The sequence below is a fragment of the Rhodococcus sp. FW305-130 genome (genome assembly GCF_058788335.1).
This window is the reverse complement of sequence record NZ_JBYTAP010000002.1, coordinates 253,449-275,714: the sequence shown is the minus strand read 5'-3', so window position 1 is coordinate 275,714 and position 22,266 is coordinate 253,449. Positions and strand designations below refer to the sequence as shown.

The following is a 22,266-nucleotide window of genomic DNA, read 5'->3' as shown; positions in this document are numbered from 1 at the left end:
CTACCCAGACGTTCGTTCATACGGCAGGACGGCCCGGACACTGTATCCGCCGCCTGATTTCGGCCCGGCGGTTACTTTGCCTCCGTGCAGTTTGGCGCGCTCGGCCATTCCGATCAGGCCCTGCCCGCCTGGTGACGATTCGACCAGCGCGGCGCTGCCGCCTCGTCCGTCGTCGGTGATGCCGAGAACGAGTTCGGTTTCAGCCCAAGTCATCTCGACGCTCGCCTGTGCTCCTGGCCCCGCATGTTTGAGAACGTTCGTCAGCGATTCCTGGACGATGCGATAGGCCGTCAACCCCGCACCCGCAGAGAGTTCGCGTGGTTCACCGGTCACACTGACGGCGATGTCGAGTCCGCTGCTGCGTAACTCGTGGAAGAGACTGTCGATATCACCGGCGCCCGGGATCACCGAGAAATCCCGGGGCGTGTCCTCACGCAGGACGGACAGAAGCGATCGCATGTCGGTCAACGCTTGGCGACCGGTGGAGGCAATGGTTTCGAGCGCCTGGATTGCAGCCTGAGGATCCTTGGCCGCGCTGTAGCGTCCGCCGTCAGCCTGAGCGATGACAACGGTCAACGAATGCGCGACGATGTCGTGCATCTCGCGCGCAATCCTCGAGCGTTCGCTGATCGTCGCGATTTCCGCTTCCTGCGCACGCTCGAGTTCGAGCAACCGTGCGCGCTCGGTCAGACCTTCCAATTGTTTGGTGCGAACTCGACGCAAATCACCGAACGCCCAGACCGCGAGCATGAAGATCATGACGGCCACGGACTGCATGACCTGCGAAGACACCGGGATTCCGTCGTAGCCGAAGTATCGAACAGTTCCGGCAATCGAGCCGAGCAACGCGAGCACCAGGCCGGTGAGCGAACTCCACCGAGCGCCATAGGCGGCCAGCGCGTACAGGGAGATGGGCACGACAACGGCCGATGCGAGCAGTGTGTTGCCGATGAAGATCACGTGTAGAACTGCGAACCCTGCGATCACCATGCCGGAGAGTTCGGGGCGCGAGCGTCGCCATGCCAACGGAACGGTCATACCCAGCGAGACGAACACCGCCAGCGGACTCGCCTCGACCGCAACGACAACGCTGAACAGTGCGGCAACCGTCGCAATGCAGATGTCCACACCGCGAGCATGTTCCGCGCTCCAGCGGACGAAGCGTTCACTAGTCGGAAAACGAGCCATGCCGCCAAGAGTAGCTTTTACTGACGAGCTTTCACTCAGGTGCGGTAACCGCCGTCTTCGAGACCGGCCTCGATTTCGAATCGGTTCCGCGGACCGCGATGACGCAACTCCTCACGCAGGTACAGCAGCCCGAATACGATTCCGTACCTGGCCCATTGGTCCGCGTGAACGGCCTCGTGGCGAAGGACGGATCGAGTCGTGTTTCGCCGGGTGAGGTACACACCACCGAGAGTTGTTCCGCCTCTGGCGAACCCGCCGCGCAGCCCGGAAGCGACAAAGATCCCGGACTCGTCGTCGAAGCGGATGTCCGCGCCGAGAATCCCGGCGTAGAACAGCGCGACGCGAGTGACGAATGCGGACTGCGCGCTGCCCCGACTCGCTCGGATCAGCGGCAGCCCACGCCGTGCGCACACGAGAAGATCAGCCCAGCAGTTTCTCGCGAAGCGCCTTGTCCTTGTCGAGCACCATCGCCTCGAGGCTCTCCTGGAAAGCCACCATCCGCTGCTGCAGTGCGGGATCCGAAGCGCCGAGGATCCGAGCAGCCAACAGACCGGCGTTGCGAGCGCCGCCGATCGAGACCGTCGCCACCGGGACGCCGGCCGGCATCTGCACGATCGAGAGGAGTGAATCCATACCGTCGAGGTACTTGAGCGGCACCGGAACACCGATGACCGGCAACGGCGTAGCCGAGGCAACCATGCCCGGAAGGTGCGCGGCGCCACCGGCACCGGCGATGATGACCTTGATTCCGCGGCCCGCGGCTTCCTTGGCGTAGTCGAGCATCCGCTGAGGCGTGCGATGCGCCGAGACGACACCGACCTCGAACCGGATACCGAACTCGGCCAGAGCTTCGGCTGCAGCTTCCATGATCGGCCAATCCGAATCGCTGCCCATGATCAGGCCGACCTGCGCGCTCTCACTCACCGTGTACATCCCATCCGTCGGTCCAAACTGCATACGAAAGCCAATGTGCTGCGCGCTCGGCGCGTTCCCGAACTGCGGCAACGTAATTCGGGTCGTCGATGGATCCGGCGCCGCCGACGATGTTGACGTGGCCGATCTTGCGATCCTTGCGCTCACCCTTGCCGTACAGGTGGATCTTCGCATCGGGCATCCGCGCGAAGAGGTGATGGACACGCTCGTCCATCGTCATCTCGGGCGCTTCCGGCGCACCCAGAACGTTTGCCATCACCGTGACCGGCGCGATCGGCGAGGTGTCGCCGAGCGGGTAGTCGAGAACGGCACGCAGATGCTGTTCGAACTGAGAGGTGCGTGCGCCGTCCATCGTCCAGTGACCGGAGTTGTGCGGGCGCATTGCCAGCTCGTTGACCACGAGAGTGCCGTCAGTCGTCTCGAAGAGTTCGACGGCCATCGAGCCGACGACACCCAACTCGGAAGCGATGCGTAGCGCCAATTGTTCGGCTTCCTCGGCAACGGCACTCGAAAGGGCGGGGGCAGGTGCGATCACGACGGCGCACTGGCCGTTGCGCTGAACGGTCTCTACGACCGGCCACGTAGCGCCCTGTCCGAACGGCGACCGCGCAACCATGGCAGACAGTTCCCGACGCATCGAGACCATTTCCTCGACGATCAGCGGAACACCCTTGTCCAACTGCTCGGTGACAATGGCTTCTGCTTCGTCCTGATCATCGGTGATCCAGACGCCCCGGCCGTCGTAGCCTCCGCGGGTTGCCTTGATGACAAGCGGCCAACCGTGTTCGGCACCGAAACGCACGACGTCTTCCGCCCACGTCACTTCGGCGTACGCGGGTACAGGTGCGCCCAGTTCGGCAAGTTTGCGACGCATCAGCAATTTGTCCTGAGCGAAGATCAGAGCCTGCGGCGGAGGCTGAACGTTCACGCCTTCGGCAACAAGAACCTCGAGATGTTCGGTCGGCACGTGCTCGTGGTCGAACGTCAACGCGTTGGAACCGACCGCTGCGCGGCGAAGAGCGTCGAGGTCGGTGTGGCTACCGAGCACGACATCGGGGCTGACCTGAGCTGCCGGCTCGTCCGCAGTCCCGGAGAGCACTCGGAGCGTCTGGCCCAGGGCCACCGCCGCCTGGTGAGTCATCCTGGCCAACTGTCCGCCACCGATCATGGTGACGACGGGCATGGATGCTTTTGCCGGTCGAGGGGTGGTCGGGCGGGCGGGGATCTGCGCGGGATCGTTGTTGCCGGTCACGGCTCTCTATGTTGTCATGTGCCGCGTTCGCCCGTTCATTCAGCGTTCCCAATCTGTGATTCTGCTGATGAATCCGCGGCAAATTGGTGGTAACGCGGTTTCGTTTCGTAAACTCATCTGTTGTGCCATTTGTCGACGGGGTCATTGCCCGCATACCCCAACCGTTTCGTGACATCGCTCTGCGTCACAGCGAGCTGATCAAATTCGCGATCGTCGGCGGAACTACCTTCCTGATCGACTCGGGCATCTTCTACACACTCAAGCTGTCGATCCTCGAATCCAAGCCGATCACGGCCAAGATCATCGCCGGCGTCGTCGCGGTGATCGCGTCGTACATTCTCAACCGCGAGTGGTCGTTCAAGAACCGTGGTGGCCGTGAGCCAGCGCACGAAGCTGCTCTGTTCTTCATCATCAGCGCCATCGGCGTCGTCATCAGCTTCATCCCGCTCTACATCTCCAGTTACGTCTTCAACCTGCGTGTACCCGAAGTCAGCTTGGCGACGGAGAACATCGCCGACTTCATCAGTGCATATGTCATCGGCAACCTGCTGCAGATGGCGTTCCGATTCTGGGCCTTCCGCAAGTTCGTGTTTCCCGACGAGAATCCGGAACCGCTCGAACTGTCCGACACCACAGGATTGTCCGAAACCACAGCGTTATCCGAAACCACGGCGTTATCCGAAACCACAGCGCCTGACCCGGTCATTCCTGATGCCGAAGAGGAGCTCGGGCACTCCTGAGTTTTCCGTCTGCGCGAGCCTTTCGGTCAGCGCGGTTCGCGGTGCGGAACGACGTCCGCGGTCGGCGCAGTGTTGGCCACCGGCAGGAAGACCGCGAACAAGGCAGGCTTACGCCTCTGCAGTTCCAGTCGGCCCCCGTCGGCTTCGATCAGTGCACGTGCGAGTGCCAACCCGACGCCGGTGGACCCGGCCCCCGAAAATCCTCTGTCGAAGATGTGCGGTGCAAGGTCGTTCTCCACGCCCGAGCCTTCATCGGTGACCTCGACGCACACCATCGAGTCACGACGAGACGAACTGCGACCGGTACCGTCGATCAATCGGACAGACACCGTGCACGTACCTTCACCGTGTTCGAACGAATTGTCGACCAGCACGGAAACAGCTTCACGCAGACGCGAACCTGTGGTCGCGGCCATCACCGCGCGATCGCCGCGTAGGCGGAGCCTGCGTCCCTCTCCGTCGAACTGAGCCTGCCAGTCGCGGGTCACCTGTTCCAGCTCGCCGACTACCGACACCAGACTCGCCGATGACCCACTGGTGCGCGACGAGCGAATCAGGTCGTCGATTCCGTCGGTGAGCCTGTCCACTTGCGCCATGGCTTCCTCGGCCTCGTTCACGACGTCAGGATCTTCGTGAACGGACAACTCGTCCAGGCGCAGCCGCACTGCAGTCAGTCGACTGCGCAGTTGATGCGAGACGTCCGCAACCAGCGCGCGCTCTCGTTGCAGCCGCACCGAAATCTCCACAGTTGCCGCGTCGAGGACGTCGGACACGCGGTCCAGTTCGGGGATGTCGTGCCGACGAGGATCCGGCCGGAAGTCACCTTCGGCGAGGCGTGCCGCCCGGTCGGCCACATCCTGCAGCGGATCGGCAAGCCGACGTGCAGTGACCACAGCGACCACGGTGCCTGCCGTGATGGACAGAAGCACGAGCACACCGACGGCCATCACCGCTTGCTTCTGCTGGGTGCGCAAGTTCTCCGACGGCACCTCGAGGCGCAACGAGCCGGACGTTCCCATCGCGAGCGATTCGACGAGTGCGTTCTTGACCGTCGCCTCACCGACGTCGACGCGTGCAGCGCCGTCGACGACGGTCGGATACACGACGACGAGGCGCCCGTCGTTCGGGGTGAGAACCTTGAGCGAATCGGTGTTCAACGCACCTTCGACGAGCCCGTTCGTCCCCTCTTGCGCGATGACCTCAGCGGCCATCCGGTCGAGGCGCACCCGGAGATCACTTCGCGTCACGTCCTCCACCCAGAGCCACGCCGTGTAGATCAGCGGAACTCCCAGCAGCAACGCCGTCATGATCACGACAGCGAGAATCGACTGCAATATGCGACGCCGCATGCCGGCAGTTCCTGATTCTCGAGAAGTTAGTCGGTGTTGATTCGGAAACCGACACCGCGGACGGTGGCAATTCTGCGTTCCACAGCGGGGCCCTCGTCACCGATCTTGCGGCGCAGCCACGACATGTGCATGTCGAGCGTCTTCGATCCACGAAGCTCGACGTCGCCCCACACCTCACGAAGGATCGTATCGCGCGATACTACTTCCCCGGCATGTTCGAGGAGGACCCGCAGAAGTTCGTATTCCTTGTTGGCCAAGGCGATTTCGGAGCCGTTGACGAGTACGCGTCGTGCCGCGGGCTCGAGCCTGATGCCACCGACCTCGACGATCGTGTCCTCGCGGCCACCGTGGCGACGCAGGAGTGCTCGCACACGTGCCATCAACTCGGCGAGACGAAACGGCTTGCTGACGTAGTCGTCTGCGCCGGCGTCCAACCCGACCACGAAGTCGACTTCGTCGGTTCTGGCGGTCAACATCAGCACGGCGAGCGAGGTGCGATGCGCACGAATCTGTCGACAGACCTCGAGGCCGTCCATGCCCGGAAGGCCGAGATCGAGAATCAACAGATCGAAATCACCTTCGAGCGCCTGCTGCAACGCAGCGGGTCCGGTCGGTTCGACCGTCACCGAATACCCTTCACGCCCAAGTGCGCGGGAGAGGGGTGCGGCAATGGCCTCGTCGTCTTCGGCTAGCAATACGGCAGTCACACGAACAGACTACGGACAACACGCCTTTGCACGTTGATTACCAGCCATTTCGATCGTTCGGGTCGTCGTTTTCACCCGCCGGCCGCTGCGGTGGCTGCGATGGTGGCTGCTGCATGGAATCGAAAACCTGGTGATACAGCAGGGCGTGAACGTGCTCGACGTCAGGAATGTCGTCGAACTCGAGCGGATCGTCACTGGCAGAGGCGATGACCAGAGTTCCGGTCTTGAGCATTCGATCGATCAAGCCGTGGCGGAACTGAACATTGCTGATCCGCCCCATGGGGATGTCGATACCGGTATGCGTGAGCACTCCGTGGCGTATGAGCACTCGCCGATCGGTGACGATGAAATGCGTGAACTTCCAGACCGTGAACGGCGCAACCGATCGCCAGGCCACGACACCGAGCCAGATGATTCCGATGGCGATGGACGACACGGTGCGAGCCGTGCCGTCCAATCTCGTCTGTGCGAGGCCCAACAAGAACCCGGCGACGGCCGTCGCAAGCACGAACGTCAGCGCCGGAAGCACCAACATCTTCCAATGAGGATGGCGATGCAGTATCAGTTCCTCGTCCTGAGCGAGGGCGTCTTCGGGATATCCCATGACGGGAAGTCTGCCATCCCGCACCGACTTTCAGGCACACCGACTTTCAGGCACACCCACGTTCAGGGCAACGCTCAGGGCTGCGCGATCTTTCGCAGCACCAACGGGGTCACGACGATGATGATGCCGTACAGCACCATCCACACGCCGACCACGATGCGGAAGACGTCGAGCGAGAGTTCGGGCTGCAGAAGGACGATTGCACCCGCGACGATGCTGATGACTCCGAGCACGATCGACAGACCGCGATCGACGGTGTGCCCGGACGCCGCGTCGACCAGATCGAGAACGCCACGGAATACCCACCAGGCACCGATCACCAATGCGATCAGAACCACCGTCTGCAAAGGGCTACGGAGAACCAGGAATCCGAGGAGCACTGCCAACGCGCCGGAGATCGCGACAAGCGTCCGAGTTCCACCCGAAGCCGTCACGTCCGCGAACGAACGGATGATCTGGACGATTCCGAATCCGAACAACTGAATCGCAATTACCACCGCGACCACGAAAAGGGTGGCATCCGGCCATGCGAGTACGGCGATACCCAGGCCCAATGTGAGGACACCGAGCAGCACCGTCACACCGGTGAGTACGCGGCGAGCGCTCTCGGCCGTCTCGGCTTCGGTCGGAACAACGATCGGTGTGGTCATGACGCCCCTAGGCAGCTCAGTAAATCCCGCAGTTAAATGAAATGAAGGACGGACGGTTGGTTCGAAAACCGGCCAGGGCCAAAAATTAGCACTTTGGTGCCAGAAAATCCGGCAAGGCTCACGATTCGGCTACCGGGGCGGCCCGAAGGTGCGTGATATCACCCGCAGCGACCGCAAAGGTCTCCCCATCTGTTCCCTCGATTTCGATGACAACGCGGCCGGAAGTGTCGATGTCGGTCGCGATACCGAACACCTCCTTGTCGCCCGGCAAGACCGCGCGGACTCGTTTGCCCAGCGTCCCGCAACGCTGCCGGTATTCGGCAGCCAACACAGATGTATCCCATTTCGATGATTCCCAAGCACGGAATTGCGTCGCCAACTCACGGGCAATTGCTCGAACGAGGGTGTCGCGGTCGACAGTCGATGCTTCTTCGATGAGGAGTGATGTAGCGGTCGGGACGGGCAGCTCCTCGACACCCAGGCTCACGTTCAACCCGATGCCCACCACCACCGCGGGATCGGGCGCTGTCCTTGCCACCTCGGCCAGAATTCCGGCGACCTTCTTGTCACCGATGAGAACGTCGTTCGGCCACTTGAGTTCTGCGGGCACTTCGGCCACGTTCCGCAGCGCGTCGACGACCGCGATTCCCGACAGTAGCGGGAGCCAACCCATGTCCGTGAGATTCATTCCGGGCATCGACAGCAGAACCGACATCGAGATCTGCGCTTGCGGCGGACTCACCCAAGTGCGCGAATGACGGCCGCGGGCACTCGCCTGATACTCGGCGATCAGAACGTGACGGTCGGCATCCGGATCTGCCGCTCGCGCAAGGAGATCCGCGTTCGTCGAACCGGTCTCCTCGACAACGTCGAGGCGGTTCCAGAAAACGCGCGCGTCGTCGTTGTCACTGCGCACGAGTGCGCGTCGTAGGGCATTGCCGTCGAGGGGCGGGCGGTTCAAGTCGGTCCACATAGCCCCAGCCTATGACGACAGCGAGAATGTACTGGTCAGTAGCTTGAGCCTGCAAGACAGCGACAATCGGACCTGCCTTCGAAGCCCCCCACGCACTCTCGTTAAGCTCACGTCCATGACCACTGTCCAAGAGCCGAACGCGCCGGAGGCGGCGGCCGCACCCGATATCCACACGACCGCGGGAAAGCTCGCGGACCTGCGGAATCGCCAAGCCCAGGCGCAGGCACCGAGCGGCGAAGCCGCCATCGACAAGGTGCACGCCAAAGGCAAGCTGACCGCCCGCGAGCGCATCACCGCCCTCCTCGACGAGGGCTCCTTCGTCGAACTCGACGCACTGGCACGGCACCGAAGTGTGAACTTCGGTCTCGCTGACAACCGCCCGGTCGGCGACGGCGTCGTCACCGGTTACGGCACCATCGACGGCCGCGACGTCTGTGTCTTCTCACAGGACGCCACCGTTTTCGGCGGATCGCTCGGCGAAATCTACGGTGAGAAGATCGTCAAGGTCATGGACCTCGCGATCCGCACCGGTCGCCCCCTCGTCGGCATCAACGAAGGTGCAGGCGCGCGCATTCAGGAAGGCGTCGTCTCGCTCGGCCTTTACGGCGAGATCTTCCACCGCAACGTCCAGGCCTCGGGTGTCATCCCCCAGATCTCACTGATCATGGGACCCGCCGCCGGCGGCCACGTCTACTCCCCCGCACTGACCGACTTCGTCGTGATGGTCGACGAGACTTCCCAGATGTTCGTCACCGGCCCCGACGTCATCAAGACAGTCACCGGCGAAGACGTCACGATGGAAGACCTCGGTGGTGCTCGCACCCACATGGTCAAGTCCGGAGTCGCCCACTACGTCGCTTCCGGCGAGCAGGATGCCCTCGACTACGTCAAGGACCTGCTCAGCTACCTGCCGTCCAACAACCAGGCAGCAGCTCCCCGCGGCGAGATCACCGACCCGATCGTCGGTTCGATCGAAGACAGCCTGACCGCTGAGGACATCGAACTCGACACCCTCATCCCGGATTCGGCCAACCAGCCGTACGACATGCACGAGGTCATCCGTCGCATCCTCGACGACGACGAGTTCCTCGAGGTCCAGGCCGAGCGCGCGATGAACATCATCGTCGGTTTCGGTCGCGTCGACGGCCGCTCGGTCGGCATCGTCGCCAACCAGCCCACCCAGTTCGCGGGCTGCCTCGACATCGACGCCTCGGAGAAGGCCGCACGCTTCGTGCGTACCTGCGACGCGTTCAACGTCCCGATCATCACCCTCGTCGACGTTCCCGGTTTCCTTCCCGGAACCGAGCAGGAATACAACGGCATCATCCGTCGCGGCGCGAAGCTCCTCTACGCGTACGGCGAAGCAACGGTCGGCAAGATCACGGTCATCACCCGCAAGGCTTACGGCGGAGCGTACGACGTCATGGGCTCCAAGCACATGGGCGCCGACGTGAACCTGGCATGGCCGACCGCTCAGATCGCCGTCATGGGTGCATCCGGAGCTGTCGGATTCGTCTACCGCAAGCAGCTTCTCGAAGCCGCGAAGAACGGCGAAGACGTCGATGCATTGCGCCTCAAGCTGCAGAACGAGTACGAGGACACCCTCGTCAACCCGTACGTCGCCGCTGAGCGCGGATACGTCGACGCTGTCATTCCTCCGTCGCACACCCGCGGACAAATCGTTTCCGCATTGCGACTGCTCGAGCGCAAGGCCGTTTCCCTTCCGCCCAAGAAGCATGGGAACATTCCCCTATGACCGCAACCACCGAGGACATTCTCAGCGAAGATGTCGCGCTGGCGGAGACTGCACCGACCAACGGTGCGGTCGTCGAGGGAAGCGCGACGGACGCTTCGCTCACGGAGCTGACCGAGACGTCGACCTCCGACGCGTCGGTCATCAAGATCGTCAAGGGTTCGCCCACCGACGTCGAGATCGCGGCACTGGTCAGCGTGCTTGCCGCGGCTGCCGGCAGCGGTCAGGCTCCCGAGTCGAATGTTCCCGCGGAGACCTGGGGCGATCCGACTCAGTTCCACCGCACGCGTGCGCCGTTCTCGCCGTACGCGTACCTGAACCCCGCGATCCGTCGCAGCTGACGATCACTTGCTGACGTGACTCAACTGGTTCTAGCTTCAGCGTCCCCGGCTCGCCTCGCAGTTCTGCGGGCGGCCGGGGTTTCGCCGCTTGTGCGTGTCTCCGGCGTCGACGAGGACAAGATTGCCGACAACCTCGGCCCCGACGCCGCTCCCGAAAAAGTCGTGACGGTGCTGGCGGAGGCCAAGGCCGCCGAGATCGTTCCCGGCCTCGCCGCCGACAATCTCGCCGACGTAGTCGTTGTCGGGTGCGATTCGATGCTCCTGATCGACGGGCAACTTCAAGGCAAGCCAGGCAGCGTAGACATCGCCCGAAAGCGATGGGCCGCAATGGCCGGACGCAGCGCCACTCTCTTGACCGGGCACTGTGTCCTACGCGTCGCCGACGGCCGCATCGTTCGCATGGCCTCGGATCACAGCGCAACAGTGGTTCATTTCGCGCAACCGTCCACCGAAGATCTCGAGGCATACCTGGCAACGGGCGAACCGCTCCAAGTCGCCGGAGCATTCACGCTCGACAGTCTCGGCGGCTGGTTCGTGGAGAGGATCGAGGGTGATCCCTCGAGTGTCATCGGTATCGGATTACCTTTGGTACGAACACTTCTCGAGCGTGTCGGGGTTTCCGTCTCGGATCTCTGGCGCACGCAGAGCATCTTCTGACACGATTTCTCCAAGCACGTTTTCTCCACGCACGTTTTCTCCAAGCACCACTGACCAGCCTCGCATCGGGTTAATGCCGGTGCGAAGCTGGTCGTTTTGTTGTCGCCGAAGAGGTTTGCCCCCTCAGGTTTTGAATGTGGTGTTCGCCGGCCGCGGGTGCTGGCCGGGGTCGATCGAGGGCGGTGGGATGAACCAGGGTTTGTTGTCGACCCCGATGCGGATCACCCATTTCCCGACGAACCCGGACTTGCGGTGCATCAATCGATGATGCGAACGGCACAGCAGGACAAGGTTGCTCATCACCGTCGGCCCGCCGTTCGCCCAGTGCCGGATATGGTGCGCATCCGTCCACGCGGGCACGCACGCGCAGCCCGGGAACGCGCACCCCTTGTCCCGGGCGATCAACGCCACGCGCTGCTCCGCAGAGACCAACCGTTTCCCGGGTTTCGCATCGAGTGGCGCCCCGTGATCGTCGAGCAGAACAGTCGAGAGGAAACAATCGCACCCGAGAAGCCTGGTCTGCGATACCGACAGTGGCCCCAGCCAGGGCATGTGACCGACATCGAGATCCGACACAGCCACTCCACCACCATCGGGCGAGGGTGCGGCGGCGCAGTCCCGGTGCTCCGCAAGATCACGGGCGTTGATGTGCACGTTCACGTGCGGACGCTGACCACCATCGACACCGGTCTTCGCGCAATCCAGATACCGCCGAATCAGTTCCGTGAACCCGTCCGCCGTCCGCTTCGCCGCAGACCGAGCATCGGGGGTTCCATCGGGTGCCGGGGTGGGCATCGTCAGGTTCGACAACGCCGACAACAACATTTCCCCGGTGAGGGCATCGAAATCTCCGCGCACCACCACCCGACCGTTCAACGTCGACGCGATCCGGAGCTCGTTCCGATCGGTATCTTCGGCGGGCGGAATCTCATCGGATTCGAACACTCGCTCCAAGGTCGCGATCACGTTCCGTACCTTCGTGGTCGTGGCCTCCACCCCCGAGGCAGCAGCCAACAACAAATCGATACAGCGAGGGAGCGCCTCCTCCGGCATGCCCTTCGGTGGTGACTCGCAGAACGCCACGATCAACACGGCATGATCGAAGGAGCAGTCCCCGTCATCGAATCGGGCCGCCACTGCCGGAAACGGGCGTAGCGCTGCACCGAGGGCGGCGATCTTCTTCCCGTCCCGGATTTGCAGCATCGTGTTTGCCGCCAACCAGCAACCCACCCCGCGGCTGGCAATCACCTGATCATCCGGCCGCATCGACAACTCGTCCACCACCGCCACCCGCACCGCCTCGAGACGAAGAATCTCCGCGCTCGCCTCGATAGCGGCAGCACGCAACTCAGAAGCAGTCAACCGCCACAGACGTCCACGCAACCCCACCGCAGAACCAGACACCACATCCGACAACAAGACACTCATTGAATCCCCCGATCCCCTGAACACAGGCTACTCGAACACCCGTTCGAGTCAAGGGTATTTTTTTCAGACTGGGGAATTGACCCGCGGCAGGGCGGTCGAGGCCAATCCGATGCCGAGCGCAATTGCGGCGATGATCGCGAGCACGCGGCGTTGGGCTTCGAGAAACGCTTCGCCGGCCGCCGCGCGAGTAGATGCGTACGCGGCATCAACTGCCACTTGAACGGCTTGGCGCCCGGCGCCGGCAGTTCCTTCGCGGCGACATTCCGGCGCCACCTCCATCGGTGTTCCGGATGCCAATTGACTTGTCGCGCAATCGACAAATGCCTTTTCGGCGATGTCGACCAGGCCGGGATTCACGCCGGCAGCTTCAAGATTCGCAACGTACTCGGGCCGCTCCCCCTGCACTGCTTGCGGAGCTTGCCCCGCAACGAGCGAGAAGAACACCACTCCGATCAGGGCCAGTCCGATCGAGCTGCCAACCTGCTGAACGGTCGGTAGCAGTCCCGACACCGAACCCGCGTGCGCGGGTTCGACCGTCGCGAGGATCGCGGTTTGCAGTGGCGCCACGAACAGTCCGAGCCCTGCGCCCCCGAGGAGGAGAGGACCGGCGAGCGCGAGCCAGCGTGGATCAGTTCCTTCGTGCTCGAGGATGACCGACAACGCGATCAGCGAGGCGGCAAAGACGACCATCCCCAAGATCAGGACGCGGTTTCCAAGCATCCGGTACACCGCGGATGAGAGAACCGCAGCCACGCCCATGCCGACGGCCCACGGGAGCGTCATCACGCCCGCTCGCAATGCGGAAAACCCGAACCCGAACTGAAGCGTGAGACTGATGGTGAAGATCAACGAAGTCAGGGTTCCGAAGAATACGAACGCAAGAACCGCGCCGATCGCGAAGGCTCGGTCACGGAAAAGCTCCAGACGAAGGACCGGATCGCCGCCTCGTTTCCCCAGACGCGATTCGTAGAGCACAAACGCCAATGCCACCGGCACCGACATCGCGAGCATGACAACAAGACCTGTGGGCCATCCACGCGCCCTTCCCTCGGCCAGGGGAAGGATCAGCAGGAACAGCGCCAGCGATGACAGTGCGGCGCCGATGAGGTCCAGTGAGCGCACATGCTCAGCGCGAGCATCAACGAGATGGAAATACCCGAGAATCAAGGCGGCGATGCCGATCGGAATGTTGACGAAGAAGATCAGGCGCCAGCCCCAGTCGAAGAGATTCCACTCGATCAGCAGCCCGCCGATCAGAGGCCCACTGACCGTTGCGAGCCCGATGGTCGCACCGTAGATCCCGAACACTCGCGGATGCCTGGCCTTCGGAAACAGACCCGAGATGATGGCAAACGTCTGGGCGGACATCGAACCGGCCGCCAACCCTTGCAAACCCCGGAAGACGATCAACATCGTCGCGCTCTGAGCGAGCCCGCACAGCAACGAGGCCGCGACGAATACGAACAGGGCGGTCAGAAAAACAACCCTACGACCGAACAGGTCCCCCAACCTGGCCGCGGTGATCAACGAACACGCAAAAGCCAGGATGTACACGCTGACCATGAGCAACTGCGCCGATACGCCTGCTTGAAGATCGACGGCGATACTCGGAAGCGCGACGTTGACGATCGTCGCGTCGAGCAACTGCATGAACGCCGCCGCCAGACTCGTCGCCAACCCGAGCCAGGGCGTCAGAGAACCAGCTCGCCGTCCGCCCTTGTGGTCGGCGCCGACAGCGTCACCTAAAGGGTCCGGAAGCACCGAATGATCCTAATCGAACAGGACGCTTCTAGAACCTGTTCTTGTTTAGATTGTAGTATTTCGGACAATTCAGTCCCCCAGATGGGATAGTTCGTCGTCTGCCCATTTTCAGAGCAGGCTTCTCGACGACACACGCAGGAGTTCTACTCGATGGATCTGAACTTGATCACCCATTGGCACCCGCTTCCTGGACGGGTAATCGAATGGGGCGTCACGCATGCTTCCGCTCAACGAGCCGCCGAAGCCGAGATCGACCGAGAACTACCCCCGACCACGATGCAGGATCGCCACCTGCGACGCGCCCGCGTCACCGCAGAGAAAGGCGATCCGCAGTCTCCGTGGATCGGTATCGCCTTCGATTTCGCAGGAACACTCGACCGCGACGCCATGACGCGAGCCCTGCAGCGCTACGTCCGTCGCCACGACACGCTGCACAGCTGGTTCTCCTTCGACGAAGCAACCACCGACGCTGCGGACACCGCGTTCGAGGTCCGTCGACACGTGGTGCCGGTCGAGAGCATCGAACTCGAGTACCGCGTCGGCGACGACGTCTCCGAATCCGAGGCGATCCGCGCACTCGTCGCAACCAAGTTCGCAACGGAAACCAGTGCCCTTCAGTGGCCGGCCTTCGTGTTCGGCGCCGTCGAGCACCACCATGCCGACCTCGAAGCCGATCCGAGCTTCACCCTGTTCCACGCAGTCGACCACGCCCATTCGGACATGAACTCGATGGTGCTGATGTACGCGGAATTGCGTCAGCTCTACGCCGCGGAAACGACCGGGTCACATCCCGAACTAGGCCCCGCGGGAAGTTACGCACAGTTCGGTCGCGTCGAACGCGAGCGAACAACCGAACTGACTATGCAGTCCCCCGAAGTGCACCAGTGGCTCGGTTACCTCATGCGCAGCGGCGGCTCGTTCCCCGGATTTCCGCTCCCGCTCGGGGCGGAAGACGCGCCCAAACCGGCTATCGGTTCACGCTTCGACCTGGCCGACGACAATGAGTGCGAAAGGTTCGGTGCGGTCTGTAAAGCCAACGGCGCCAACTTCATCGGTGGAATATTCACCGCCCTCGCGATTGCGGAATTCGAACTGGCCGGACGCGACAAGTACATCGCCCTCTCGCCGGTCAGCACACGAACCGAGGCCGACTCGTTTGCACAGGGCTGGTACATCAACCTGATCCCGGTCGGCATCGACGTCGACGACAAGCGACGCTTCACCGAGTTGGCAAAGCTCGGGCAGCAGGGGTACCACGACGGCAAGGCACTCCTCGATGTCTCTGTGCAGCAAGTCATCGACCTGGTTCTGTCGAGCTTGGCCGAGTCGGATTCCGCACCCGGCGGATTGTCGAAGACGCTCACCCCACCGCCGATCGTCTCGTACATCGACGGCCGCCGCATGCCGGATCCATACAGTTACGCCGAGACGAAGGCAACGGGAATCGTCGGCGGCAAAGAGACGCAGATCGCGTCGATGTGGATCAACCGGATGCACACCGGTACCTGGATCGCCGTGTCCCACCCTGACACCCCCATTGCCCACGAATCGGCCACCCGCTTCGCCGAGCACGTCTCCAAGATCATCAAAACTGTTGCAGCTCAGGGCGACTACTCGTTCTCGGCACCAGAGGGAGCGTCCTGATGCATGTCACCTCGATCGATCGATACGGACTCGAGCCCGGAATCGTCACCGAATGGTCGCTCCAGCCCGCGGACGGCGCCGTCACCGAGTCGGAAGTACCACCGTCGTACAACCAGCATTTCCATCTCGAGACTGCGCGAACACACGGCATGGGCCGGAGTGTGTGGATGGCAGCCGCATTCGACCTTCCCGGAGAACTGAATCGGCCCGCACTCGATCTCGCGCTGCGCCTGTTCATCAGTCGCCATGACACTCTGCACACAGGATTCGAGGTGGGCGAGTTCACCACCACCCGAATGGGACTCGATCCCGACGGCACACACATCGAGACTTCGGAACCTGTGAAGTTCGATTCGACCGAAGACCTCCGAGCGCACCTCAAGAAGCGATTCACGACGGTATGCGATCCACTGACCTTCCCCGCCTACACGTTTGCCACGGTCGAACGCGAAGAGCACTACACGGTCCTGAGCGCCTTCGATCACACCCTCGTCGACGGCTACTCGCTGGTCATCGCCCTCGGGGAACTGCGACAGATCTACGAGGGACTGATCGCCATACCCGAACTGACCGACCACGAGGCCGTCGACGCAGTGATGAGCCGACTGGGTGACCCGGGAAGTTTCGTGCGGTACTGCGAACTGGAGGCCGACGCCCTGCTTCCCGTCGACAACGACCCTCGAATCCGAGAGTGGGCAAGGTTCTACGAGATTTGTGGTGGCACATCGCCGAGTTTCCCCTTGGATCTCGGCGTCGAGGCAGGAAAGCCCGCGCCTCAGGGCGCCGATGTGCGCGTGCTGCTCGACGAGGAACTGACCGCGACGTTCGACGAGATCTGCCTATCCGCCGGCGGTAGCGTGTTCACCGGAATCCTCACTGCGATGGGACTTTCCGTCCACTCGTTCACCGGACAGGCGACGCTTCCACTGCAATTCCCGCTGCACATCCGCAAAGATCCACGCTGGGCCGACGCCATCGGCTGGCTCACCACGAGCGCGCCGATCACGGTCCAGATCACTCCCGATGCGGATTTCGGTGCATCCCTTGCACATACGCACGCGTCGTTCCGAGTTGCGTTGACGCTCGAGGGCGTCACCATGGCCCAGGTTCGAGATGCTTTGGGCGACAAGATTCGACGCACGCGCACCGACGTCTTCATGGTGTCGTACATCGATTACCGCAAACTACCCGGCACCGACGATCATGATCTCCTCAACGCTCATCACATCAGCAATGTGACGGTCGCCGACGATGCCCAGTTCTGGATTTCGCGAACGAACCGTGGTCTCTCGCTGCGTTCGCGCTTCCCGGACACCGACACGGCAAACGAAACCATGGTGAATTTCCTCACCGATCTCGACCGGATTCTGAGGGAAGTCTGCGCCCGGGGCGTGACGCCGATCGGAAGTGTCACCGAACAATTGAGAGATTCGAGCGTCGGGGCAGGAACACCGAGGATTTAGGGTCGGCAACGGGTACGAGCAGGCAGAACCCGCTTCCGGGCGTCTCCCCTTGCGCGCAGCGCATAGAATCGATCAAGTCCGTGTTCGAACCGAACGATTCGTCTTCAGGAGTACGCCCGTGCCCGTTGCCCCCGATCCCTCAACCGCGTTTGCCGAGTTCGCGCATCCCGACCGGTTGGTCTCGACGGAATGGCTCTCGGCGAATCTCGGTACGCCGGGCCTCAAGGTCGTCGAATCCGATGAAGACGTGTTGTTGTACGACGTCGGCCACATTCCCGGCGCAGTGAAGATCGACTGGCATCTCGACCTCAACGATCCGGTCACCCGCGATTACATCGACGGTGCGAAGTTCGCAGAGTTGATGAACCGCAAGGGCATCAGCCGCGACGACACCGTCGTCATCTACGGCGACAAGAGCAACTGGTGGGCCGCCTACGCACTCTGGGTCTTCACTCTGTTCGGCCACGAGGACGTCCGTCTTCTCGACGGTGGCCGCGATGCGTGGATCGCCGAGAACCGTGACACCGCATTCGACGTTCCCGACATCACGTCAACGGATTACCCGGTCGTCAAGCGCAACGACGCTCCCATCCGCGCATTCAAGGACGACGTACTTGCACACTTGGGCGACGGGCCGCTCATCGACGTGCGATCTCCGCAGGAGTACACCGGCGAGCGCACCCACATGCCCGACTACCCCGAAGAGGGTGCGTTGCGCGGTGGACACATTCCCAGCGCTCTCAGCATCCCGTGGGCGAAGGCAGCGGCACCGGACAGCCGCTTCCGCACCCGCACCGAACTCGGCGAGATCTACGGCGGTCTGTCGGCCGACGACAACATCGTCGCGTACTGCCGCATCGGTGAGCGTTCCAGCCACACCTGGTTCGTGTTGACCCATCTTCTCGGCTACCCGAACGTTCGTAACTACGACGGTTCCTGGACAGAGTGGGGCAATGCAGTGCGCGTCCCGATCGTCCAGGGCGAAGAGCCCGGCGCAGTTCCTTCCTCCGTATCGGCGTCATGAGCACTCTTCCTTCGGCTCTGGCCGAGATCGTCGACGACTTCGCAGCCGTCGGCGCCTCGGACAAGCTCACCCTTCTTCTCGAGTTCAGCCGAGAGCTACCGCCGTTGCCGGCGGAGCTCGAGCAGAGCGCGATGGAGCCGGTCCCCGAATGTCAGTCGCCGCTGTTCCTCTCGGTCGACGATTCGGATCGCGACAACGTCCGTCTGTACTTCAGCGCGCCCCCCGAGGCTCCCACGACGCGTGGTTTCGCATCGATCCTCGCGCAGGGGCTCGACGGTCACAGCGCGGACGAGATCCTCGGTGTACCCGACGACTTCTATTCGGCGCTCGGTCTCGCAGAAGCTGTGAGCCCGCTCCGTCTGCGCGGAATGTCGGCCATGCTCGCGCGCATCAAGCGGCACTTGCGGGGCTGAAAACATGGAGTTCACCGAACTGGCCGACTATGCGATTCCGGCCGGCGCACTCGTCGAATGGTTGCCGTGCGCAACCGGGCCTTGGGTTCCGGATCCGCGGCCCGTCTCCTACATTCACGAGGCACATCTCAACCGTTCCGCTGCAGGCGCGGGCGACAAGTCTTGGCTGGGAACAGCTTTCGAGATTTCCGGCCCGCTCGACGTCGATGCGTTCCGAGTCGCCCTCGGCCGCTGGATCGACCGTCATGAAGTTCTGCGCTCGCATACCGTCCTCGAGCCCTCGAGTGGCGAGATCACCCGGCACACCGTCCCGATCGGCGGAATCGACATCGGGGTCGTCAGCCACGGCTACGACGCGTCCAGCCAGGACAACTTCGACCACCTTCACCGCCTGTTCGACGATTACGCGTCCCCGCACAGTTGGCCGTCGTACGTCTTCGCGACGTTGACGCCCCGCGGTGGCGACGGTCCGTTCACCGTGTTCTTCGCGGCGGACCACTCGATCATCGACGGTTTCTCGATCGTGCTGGTCGCTCACGAGATTGCAGCGCTGTACCGCGAGGCCTCGACCGGCAGCGCTGCAAATCTGTTCCCGGTGGGCAGCTACGTCGATTTCGGTGCCGTCGAACGCGAGCAGATGGCCGACATGGAAGCCGAGAAGGCTGCGGTGGAGATCTGGCGTAAGGCTCTCGGAACGGACGGGTTACCCCAGTTCCCGCTACCGATCGGTGAACGCGGAACCGATTCTCAGAACGGCCTGTCGACCTGGCTGCTCGACGCCGAGCAGTCCAAGGCCTTCAGTTCGACGTGTGCAGCCGCCGGCGTGGGGTATTTCGCCGGACTACTCGGCGGACTTGCGGCCGTAGGTCGCGAAGTCGCGGGATCCGATCAATTCGAGGTCGTGACGCCGGTTCACACCCGCAGCGCTCAGGAGTGGGCGGGTGCGCTCGGCTGGTTCGTCGGACTGTGCCCGGTCGAGTTCGCCGTTGGATCGGACTGTTCGTTCGGCGACCTCGCGACACGCGCCGCCGAATCGATCGCTTCGGTCAAGCCTGCCGCCGCGGTCCCGTTCGATCGGATCGGTGAGCACCTCGAAACCCCGATTCGACCGCGATTCGTGGTGTCCTACATGGACGTTCGCTTTGTACCCGAGGCCGCACAGTGGCCCGAATGGAACGCCAGAGCACTTCGAAGCAAGGCATACACGCACGACGTCTACATCTGGATCAACCGCACACCCCAAGGCCTCAATCTCGCAGTCAGGTATCCAGGCAACGAGACGGCGAACGCCGCGGTTCACGCCTACGTGGCCACACTGCGCCGGACCGTCGAAGAAATCGTCGCCGAACCGGACACCGGCACCTCCGGCAGCTACTCATCGGTAGTTTTCGAAACCGTTTCCTAAGCCGGAGTGGGCTTTAGCGATCCGGTTACAGCCAGCGCCGAAGCGATGCATACACTCCGAAGTGATGCCAATCCCCCGATGGTGAAATCCCAGAGGAATACACCGCGGAGACAGACTATGCGAACCACAGGAGGCTCAGTGCCCAGTCATGCCAGCGCGCACATTACGAAGGTGCTTGTCGCGAACCGCGGTGAAATCGCGGTACGGGTCATCCGGGCGGCCAAGGATGCCGGCTACGGCAGCGTTGCCGTTTACGCCGAGCCCGACGCAGAAGCGCAGTTCGTGAAGCTCGCAGACGAGGCATTTGCCCTCGGCGGACAGACGTCCGCCGAGTCCTACCTCGTGTTCGACAAGATCCTCGATGCCGCCAAGAAGTCCGGCGCCGACGCCATCCACCCCGGCTACGGCTTCCTCTCCGAGAACGCCGACTTCGCCCAGGCCGTCATCGACGCGAACCTCATCTGGATCGGCCCGTCACCGCAGTCCATCCGCGACCTCGGCGACAAGGTCACGGCACGCCACATCGCAGAACGCGCGAAGGCTCCGATGGCTGCCGGCACCAAGGACCCCGTCAAGGGCGCAGACGAGGTCGTCGCATTCGCCAAGGAATACGGCGTACCGGTTGCGATCAAGGCTGCCTTCGGCGGCGGTGGACGCGGCATGAAGGTCGCCCAGACCATCGAGGAAATTCCCGAGCTGTTCGAGTCTGCCACCCGTGAGGCCATCGCAGCCTTCGGTCGCGGCGAGTGCTTCGTCGAGCAGTACCTGGACAAGGCCCGCCACGTCGAGGCTCAGGTCATCGCCGACCAGCACGGCAACGTCGTCGTCGCCGGTACCCGCGACTGCTCACTGCAGCGTCGCTTCCAGAAGCTCGTCGAAGAGGCTCCGGCTCCGTTCCTGACGGACGACCAGCGCGCACGCATCCACGCGTCCGCCAAGGCCATCTGCAAGGAAGCCGGCTACTACGGCGCCGGAACGGTCGAGTACCTGGTTCAGGGCGACACCATCTCCTTCCTCGAGGTCAACACCCGCCTGCAGGTCGAGCACCCCGTCACGGAAGAGACCGCGGGCATCGACCTGGTGCGTCAGCAGTTCCTCATCGCCAACGGCGAAGAACTCTCCATCAAGGAAGATCCCACCCCGCGTGGACACTCCTTCGAGTTCCGCATCAACGGTGAAGACGCCGGCCGCGGCTTCATGCCCGCCCCCGGCCCGGTCTCCGTCTACCGTGAGCCCACGGGCCCCGGCGTCCGCGTCGATTCCGGTGTTGTTGCCGGCGACGTCATCGGCGGACAGTTCGACTCCATGCTCGCCAAGCTCATCGTCACCGGCGCCACCCGCGAAGAAGCCCTCCAGCGGGCATCGCGCGCTCTGGCCGAGTTCGAAATCGACGGCCTCGCGACCGTCCTCCCGTTCCACCGCCACATCGTCGAGAACCCGGCATTCGTCGGTGACGGCGAGAAGTTCGACATCTACACCAAGTGGATCGAAACCGACTGGGAAAACACCATCGAGCCCTACGCCGGTTCCGGTGCACCGGTCGACGACGAGGACGAGGCTCTGCCGCGTCAGAACGTCGTCGTCGAGGTCGGTGGACGTCGCGTCGAGGTTTCCCTCCCGGGCCAGTTCTCGCTCGGCAACGGCGGCGGCGCAGCATCCGGTGCCATCCGCAAGAAGCCGAAGGCACGCAAGCGCGGCGGCGCCGGCGGCGGCGCAGCATCCGGTGACGCCGTCACCGCTCCGATGCAGGGCACCGTCGTCAAGGTCGCAGTGACCGAAGGCCAGGAAGTCGCAGAAGGCGACCTGATCGCGGTCCTCGAAGCCATGAAGATGGAAAACCCCGTCAACGCGCACAAGGCCGGTGTCGTCACCGGACTGTCCGTCGAGCCGGGTGCAGCAATCACGCAGGGAACGGTTCTCGCAGAACTGAAGTAAGGCCTCCGGCCCCGTGCGCCTTTCCGGTAGTCCCCACTACCGGAAA

Annotated in this window: 21 protein-coding genes; 10 read left to right on the top strand and 11 right to left on the bottom strand. The window is 63.0% G+C overall.

The window, feature by feature from the left end:
* Genes AC3WQS_RS07405 through AC3WQS_RS07390 form a run of 4 tightly spaced genes read right to left on the bottom strand, consistent with a single transcriptional unit; the run spans position 1 to position 3,304 of the window.
* The gene (locus AC3WQS_RS07405; RefSeq protein ID WP_019747758.1) at positions 1–1,188 is read right to left on the bottom strand and encodes a sensor histidine kinase; all 1,188 of its coding nucleotides are present in this window, start codon (positions 1,186–1,188) and stop codon (positions 1–3) included.
* A 35-nt stretch (positions 1,189–1,223) separates the two neighbouring features.
* Positions 1,224–1,601 carry a hypothetical protein gene (locus AC3WQS_RS07400; protein ID WP_020907086.1) on the bottom strand — a complete coding sequence of 126 codons (378 nt, stop codon included), beginning with the start codon at positions 1,599–1,601 and terminating at the stop codon, positions 1,224–1,226.
* Positions 1,602–1,608: 7 nt separating this feature from the next.
* Positions 1,609–2,121, bottom strand: a complete 513-nt coding sequence (gene purE / locus AC3WQS_RS07395) for a 5-(carboxyamino)imidazole ribonucleotide mutase (protein WP_047890252.1) — start codon at positions 2,119–2,121, stop codon at positions 1,609–1,611.
* Entirely contained in the window at positions 2,105–3,304 is a 1,200-nt protein-coding gene (locus AC3WQS_RS07390) for a 5-(carboxyamino)imidazole ribonucleotide synthase (RefSeq protein WP_020907084.1), read from the bottom strand. Before AC3WQS_RS07390 ends, purE begins: the two co-directional genes overlap by 17 nt.
* A 191-nt stretch (positions 3,305–3,495) precedes the next feature.
* Here AC3WQS_RS07390 and AC3WQS_RS07385 point away from each other — a divergent pair, with 191 nt between their 5' ends.
* Positions 3,496–4,113, top strand: a complete 618-nt coding sequence (locus AC3WQS_RS07385; protein WP_021332550.1) for a GtrA family protein — start codon at positions 3,496–3,498, stop codon at positions 4,111–4,113.
* A 26-nt stretch (positions 4,114–4,139) separates the two neighbouring features.
* Here the strand turns inward: AC3WQS_RS07385 and AC3WQS_RS07380 are convergent, their stop codons facing one another.
* From AC3WQS_RS07380 to AC3WQS_RS07360, 5 genes are all read right to left on the bottom strand, one after another.
* Complete coding sequence (locus AC3WQS_RS07380) at positions 4,140–5,462, bottom strand: sensor histidine kinase (protein WP_019747754.1); 1,323 nt, start codon at positions 5,460–5,462, stop codon at positions 4,140–4,142.
* 26 nt (positions 5,463–5,488) lie between these two features.
* Positions 5,489–6,169 (bottom strand): response regulator transcription factor, encoded by a 681-nt coding sequence (locus tag AC3WQS_RS07375; protein WP_003940916.1) that lies wholly within the window; start codon positions 6,167–6,169, stop codon positions 5,489–5,491.
* Positions 6,170–6,206: 37 nt separating this feature from the next.
* Complete coding sequence (locus AC3WQS_RS07370; protein ID WP_021343702.1) at positions 6,207–6,773, bottom strand: PH domain-containing protein; 567 nt, start codon at positions 6,771–6,773, stop codon at positions 6,207–6,209.
* A 74-nt stretch (positions 6,774–6,847) separates the two neighbouring features.
* Positions 6,848–7,423, bottom strand: coding sequence for an HdeD family acid-resistance protein (locus tag AC3WQS_RS07365; RefSeq protein WP_003941007.1), 576 nt, complete (start codon positions 7,421–7,423; stop codon positions 6,848–6,850).
* A 118-nt stretch (positions 7,424–7,541) separates the two neighbouring features.
* Complete coding sequence (locus AC3WQS_RS07360; RefSeq protein WP_020907080.1) at positions 7,542–8,396, bottom strand: biotin--[acetyl-CoA-carboxylase] ligase; 855 nt, start codon at positions 8,394–8,396, stop codon at positions 7,542–7,544.
* Between the two features lie 115 nt (positions 8,397–8,511).
* Here AC3WQS_RS07360 and AC3WQS_RS07355 point away from each other — a divergent pair, with 115 nt between their 5' ends.
* From AC3WQS_RS07355 to AC3WQS_RS07345, 3 genes are read left to right on the top strand one after another with little or no spacing between them, the layout of a single operon-like run.
* On the top strand, positions 8,512–10,152 hold the full coding sequence (locus AC3WQS_RS07355) for an acyl-CoA carboxylase subunit beta (RefSeq protein WP_003940853.1): 1,641 nt from the start codon (positions 8,512–8,514) through the stop codon (positions 10,150–10,152).
* Complete coding sequence (locus AC3WQS_RS07350; protein WP_019747751.1) at positions 10,149–10,490, top strand: acyl-CoA carboxylase subunit epsilon; 342 nt, start codon at positions 10,149–10,151, stop codon at positions 10,488–10,490. The genes AC3WQS_RS07355 and AC3WQS_RS07350 overlap by 4 nt, the downstream gene beginning before the upstream one ends.
* A gap of 15 nt (positions 10,491–10,505) precedes the next feature.
* Entirely contained in the window at positions 10,506–11,147 is a 642-nt protein-coding gene (locus AC3WQS_RS07345; RefSeq protein ID WP_492712086.1) for a Maf family protein, read from the top strand.
* A gap of 123 nt (positions 11,148–11,270) precedes the next feature.
* Here the strand turns inward: AC3WQS_RS07345 and AC3WQS_RS07340 are convergent, their stop codons facing one another.
* Both AC3WQS_RS07340 and AC3WQS_RS07335 read right to left on the bottom strand, forming a co-directional pair.
* Positions 11,271–12,575 (bottom strand): HNH endonuclease signature motif containing protein, encoded by a 1,305-nt coding sequence (locus AC3WQS_RS07340; RefSeq protein ID WP_492712087.1) that lies wholly within the window; start codon positions 12,573–12,575, stop codon positions 11,271–11,273.
* A gap of 63 nt (positions 12,576–12,638) precedes the next feature.
* A complete protein-coding gene (locus AC3WQS_RS07335) occupies positions 12,639–14,336 on the bottom strand; it encodes an MFS transporter (protein WP_492712088.1) in 1,698 nt (565 codons plus the stop codon).
* A gap of 150 nt (positions 14,337–14,486) precedes the next feature.
* Between AC3WQS_RS07335 and AC3WQS_RS07330 the strand changes: the two genes are divergently transcribed.
* The 6 genes from AC3WQS_RS07330 (at position 14,487) to AC3WQS_RS07305 (ending at position 22,220) form a co-directional block, all read left to right on the top strand.
* A complete protein-coding gene (locus tag AC3WQS_RS07330) occupies positions 14,487–15,980 on the top strand; it encodes a condensation domain-containing protein (RefSeq protein WP_020907077.1) in 1,494 nt (497 codons plus the stop codon).
* Positions 15,980–17,443, top strand: a complete 1,464-nt coding sequence (locus tag AC3WQS_RS07325) for a condensation domain-containing protein (protein WP_020907076.1) — start codon at positions 15,980–15,982, stop codon at positions 17,441–17,443. The genes AC3WQS_RS07330 and AC3WQS_RS07325 overlap by 1 nt, the downstream gene beginning before the upstream one ends.
* Positions 17,444–17,561: 118 nt before the next feature.
* Positions 17,562–18,467, top strand: a complete 906-nt coding sequence (locus tag AC3WQS_RS07320; protein WP_019747746.1) for a sulfurtransferase — start codon at positions 17,562–17,564, stop codon at positions 18,465–18,467.
* Complete coding sequence (locus tag AC3WQS_RS07315) at positions 18,464–18,880, top strand: SufE family protein (RefSeq protein ID WP_019747745.1); 417 nt, start codon at positions 18,464–18,466, stop codon at positions 18,878–18,880. Before AC3WQS_RS07320 ends, AC3WQS_RS07315 begins: the two co-directional genes overlap by 4 nt.
* A 4-nt stretch (positions 18,881–18,884) precedes the next feature.
* On the top strand, positions 18,885–20,285 hold the full coding sequence (locus AC3WQS_RS07310; protein ID WP_046378325.1) for a condensation domain-containing protein: 1,401 nt from the start codon (positions 18,885–18,887) through the stop codon (positions 20,283–20,285).
* A 138-nt stretch (positions 20,286–20,423) separates the two neighbouring features.
* Positions 20,424–22,220 carry an acetyl/propionyl/methylcrotonyl-CoA carboxylase subunit alpha gene (locus tag AC3WQS_RS07305; protein WP_019747743.1) on the top strand — a complete coding sequence of 599 codons (1,797 nt, stop codon included), beginning with the start codon at positions 20,424–20,426 and terminating at the stop codon, positions 22,218–22,220.
* The last annotated feature ends 46 nt before the right edge of the window (positions 22,221–22,266 follow it).

Bases quoted from the DNA above. Each gene is read 5' to 3' on its own strand.
- AC3WQS_RS07310 (WP_046378325.1), top strand. From the start codon at position 18,885: ATGGAGTTCACCGAACTGGCCGACTATGCGATTCCGGCCGGCGCACTC.
- AC3WQS_RS07360 (WP_020907080.1), bottom strand. From the start codon at position 8,396: ATGTGGACCGACTTGAACCGCCCGCCCCTCGACGGCAATGCCCTACGA.
- AC3WQS_RS07315 (WP_019747745.1), top strand. From the start codon at position 18,464: ATGAGCACTCTTCCTTCGGCTCTGGCCGAGATCGTCGACGACTTCGCA.
- AC3WQS_RS07340 (WP_492712087.1), bottom strand. From the start codon at position 12,575: ATGAGTGTCTTGTTGTCGGATGTGGTGTCTGGTTCTGCGGTGGGGTTG.
- AC3WQS_RS07405 (WP_019747758.1), bottom strand. From the start codon at position 1,188: ATGGCTCGTTTTCCGACTAGTGAACGCTTCGTCCGCTGGAGCGCGGAA.
- AC3WQS_RS07355 (WP_003940853.1), top strand. From the start codon at position 8,512: ATGACCACTGTCCAAGAGCCGAACGCGCCGGAGGCGGCGGCCGCACCC.
- AC3WQS_RS07380 (WP_019747754.1), bottom strand. From the start codon at position 5,462: ATGCGGCGTCGCATATTGCAGTCGATTCTCGCTGTCGTGATCATGACG.
- AC3WQS_RS07370 (WP_021343702.1), bottom strand. From the start codon at position 6,773: ATGGGATATCCCGAAGACGCCCTCGCTCAGGACGAGGAACTGATACTG.
- AC3WQS_RS07365 (WP_003941007.1), bottom strand. From the start codon at position 7,423: ATGACCACACCGATCGTTGTTCCGACCGAAGCCGAGACGGCCGAGAGC.
- AC3WQS_RS07390 (WP_020907084.1), bottom strand. From the start codon at position 3,304: ATGCCCGTCGTCACCATGATCGGTGGCGGACAGTTGGCCAGGATGACT.
- purE (WP_047890252.1), bottom strand. From the start codon at position 2,121: ATGTACACGGTGAGTGAGAGCGCGCAGGTCGGCCTGATCATGGGCAGC.
- AC3WQS_RS07325 (WP_020907076.1), top strand. From the start codon at position 15,980: ATGCATGTCACCTCGATCGATCGATACGGACTCGAGCCCGGAATCGTC.
- AC3WQS_RS07330 (WP_020907077.1), top strand. From the start codon at position 14,487: ATGGATCTGAACTTGATCACCCATTGGCACCCGCTTCCTGGACGGGTA.
- AC3WQS_RS07350 (WP_019747751.1), top strand. From the start codon at position 10,149: ATGACCGCAACCACCGAGGACATTCTCAGCGAAGATGTCGCGCTGGCG.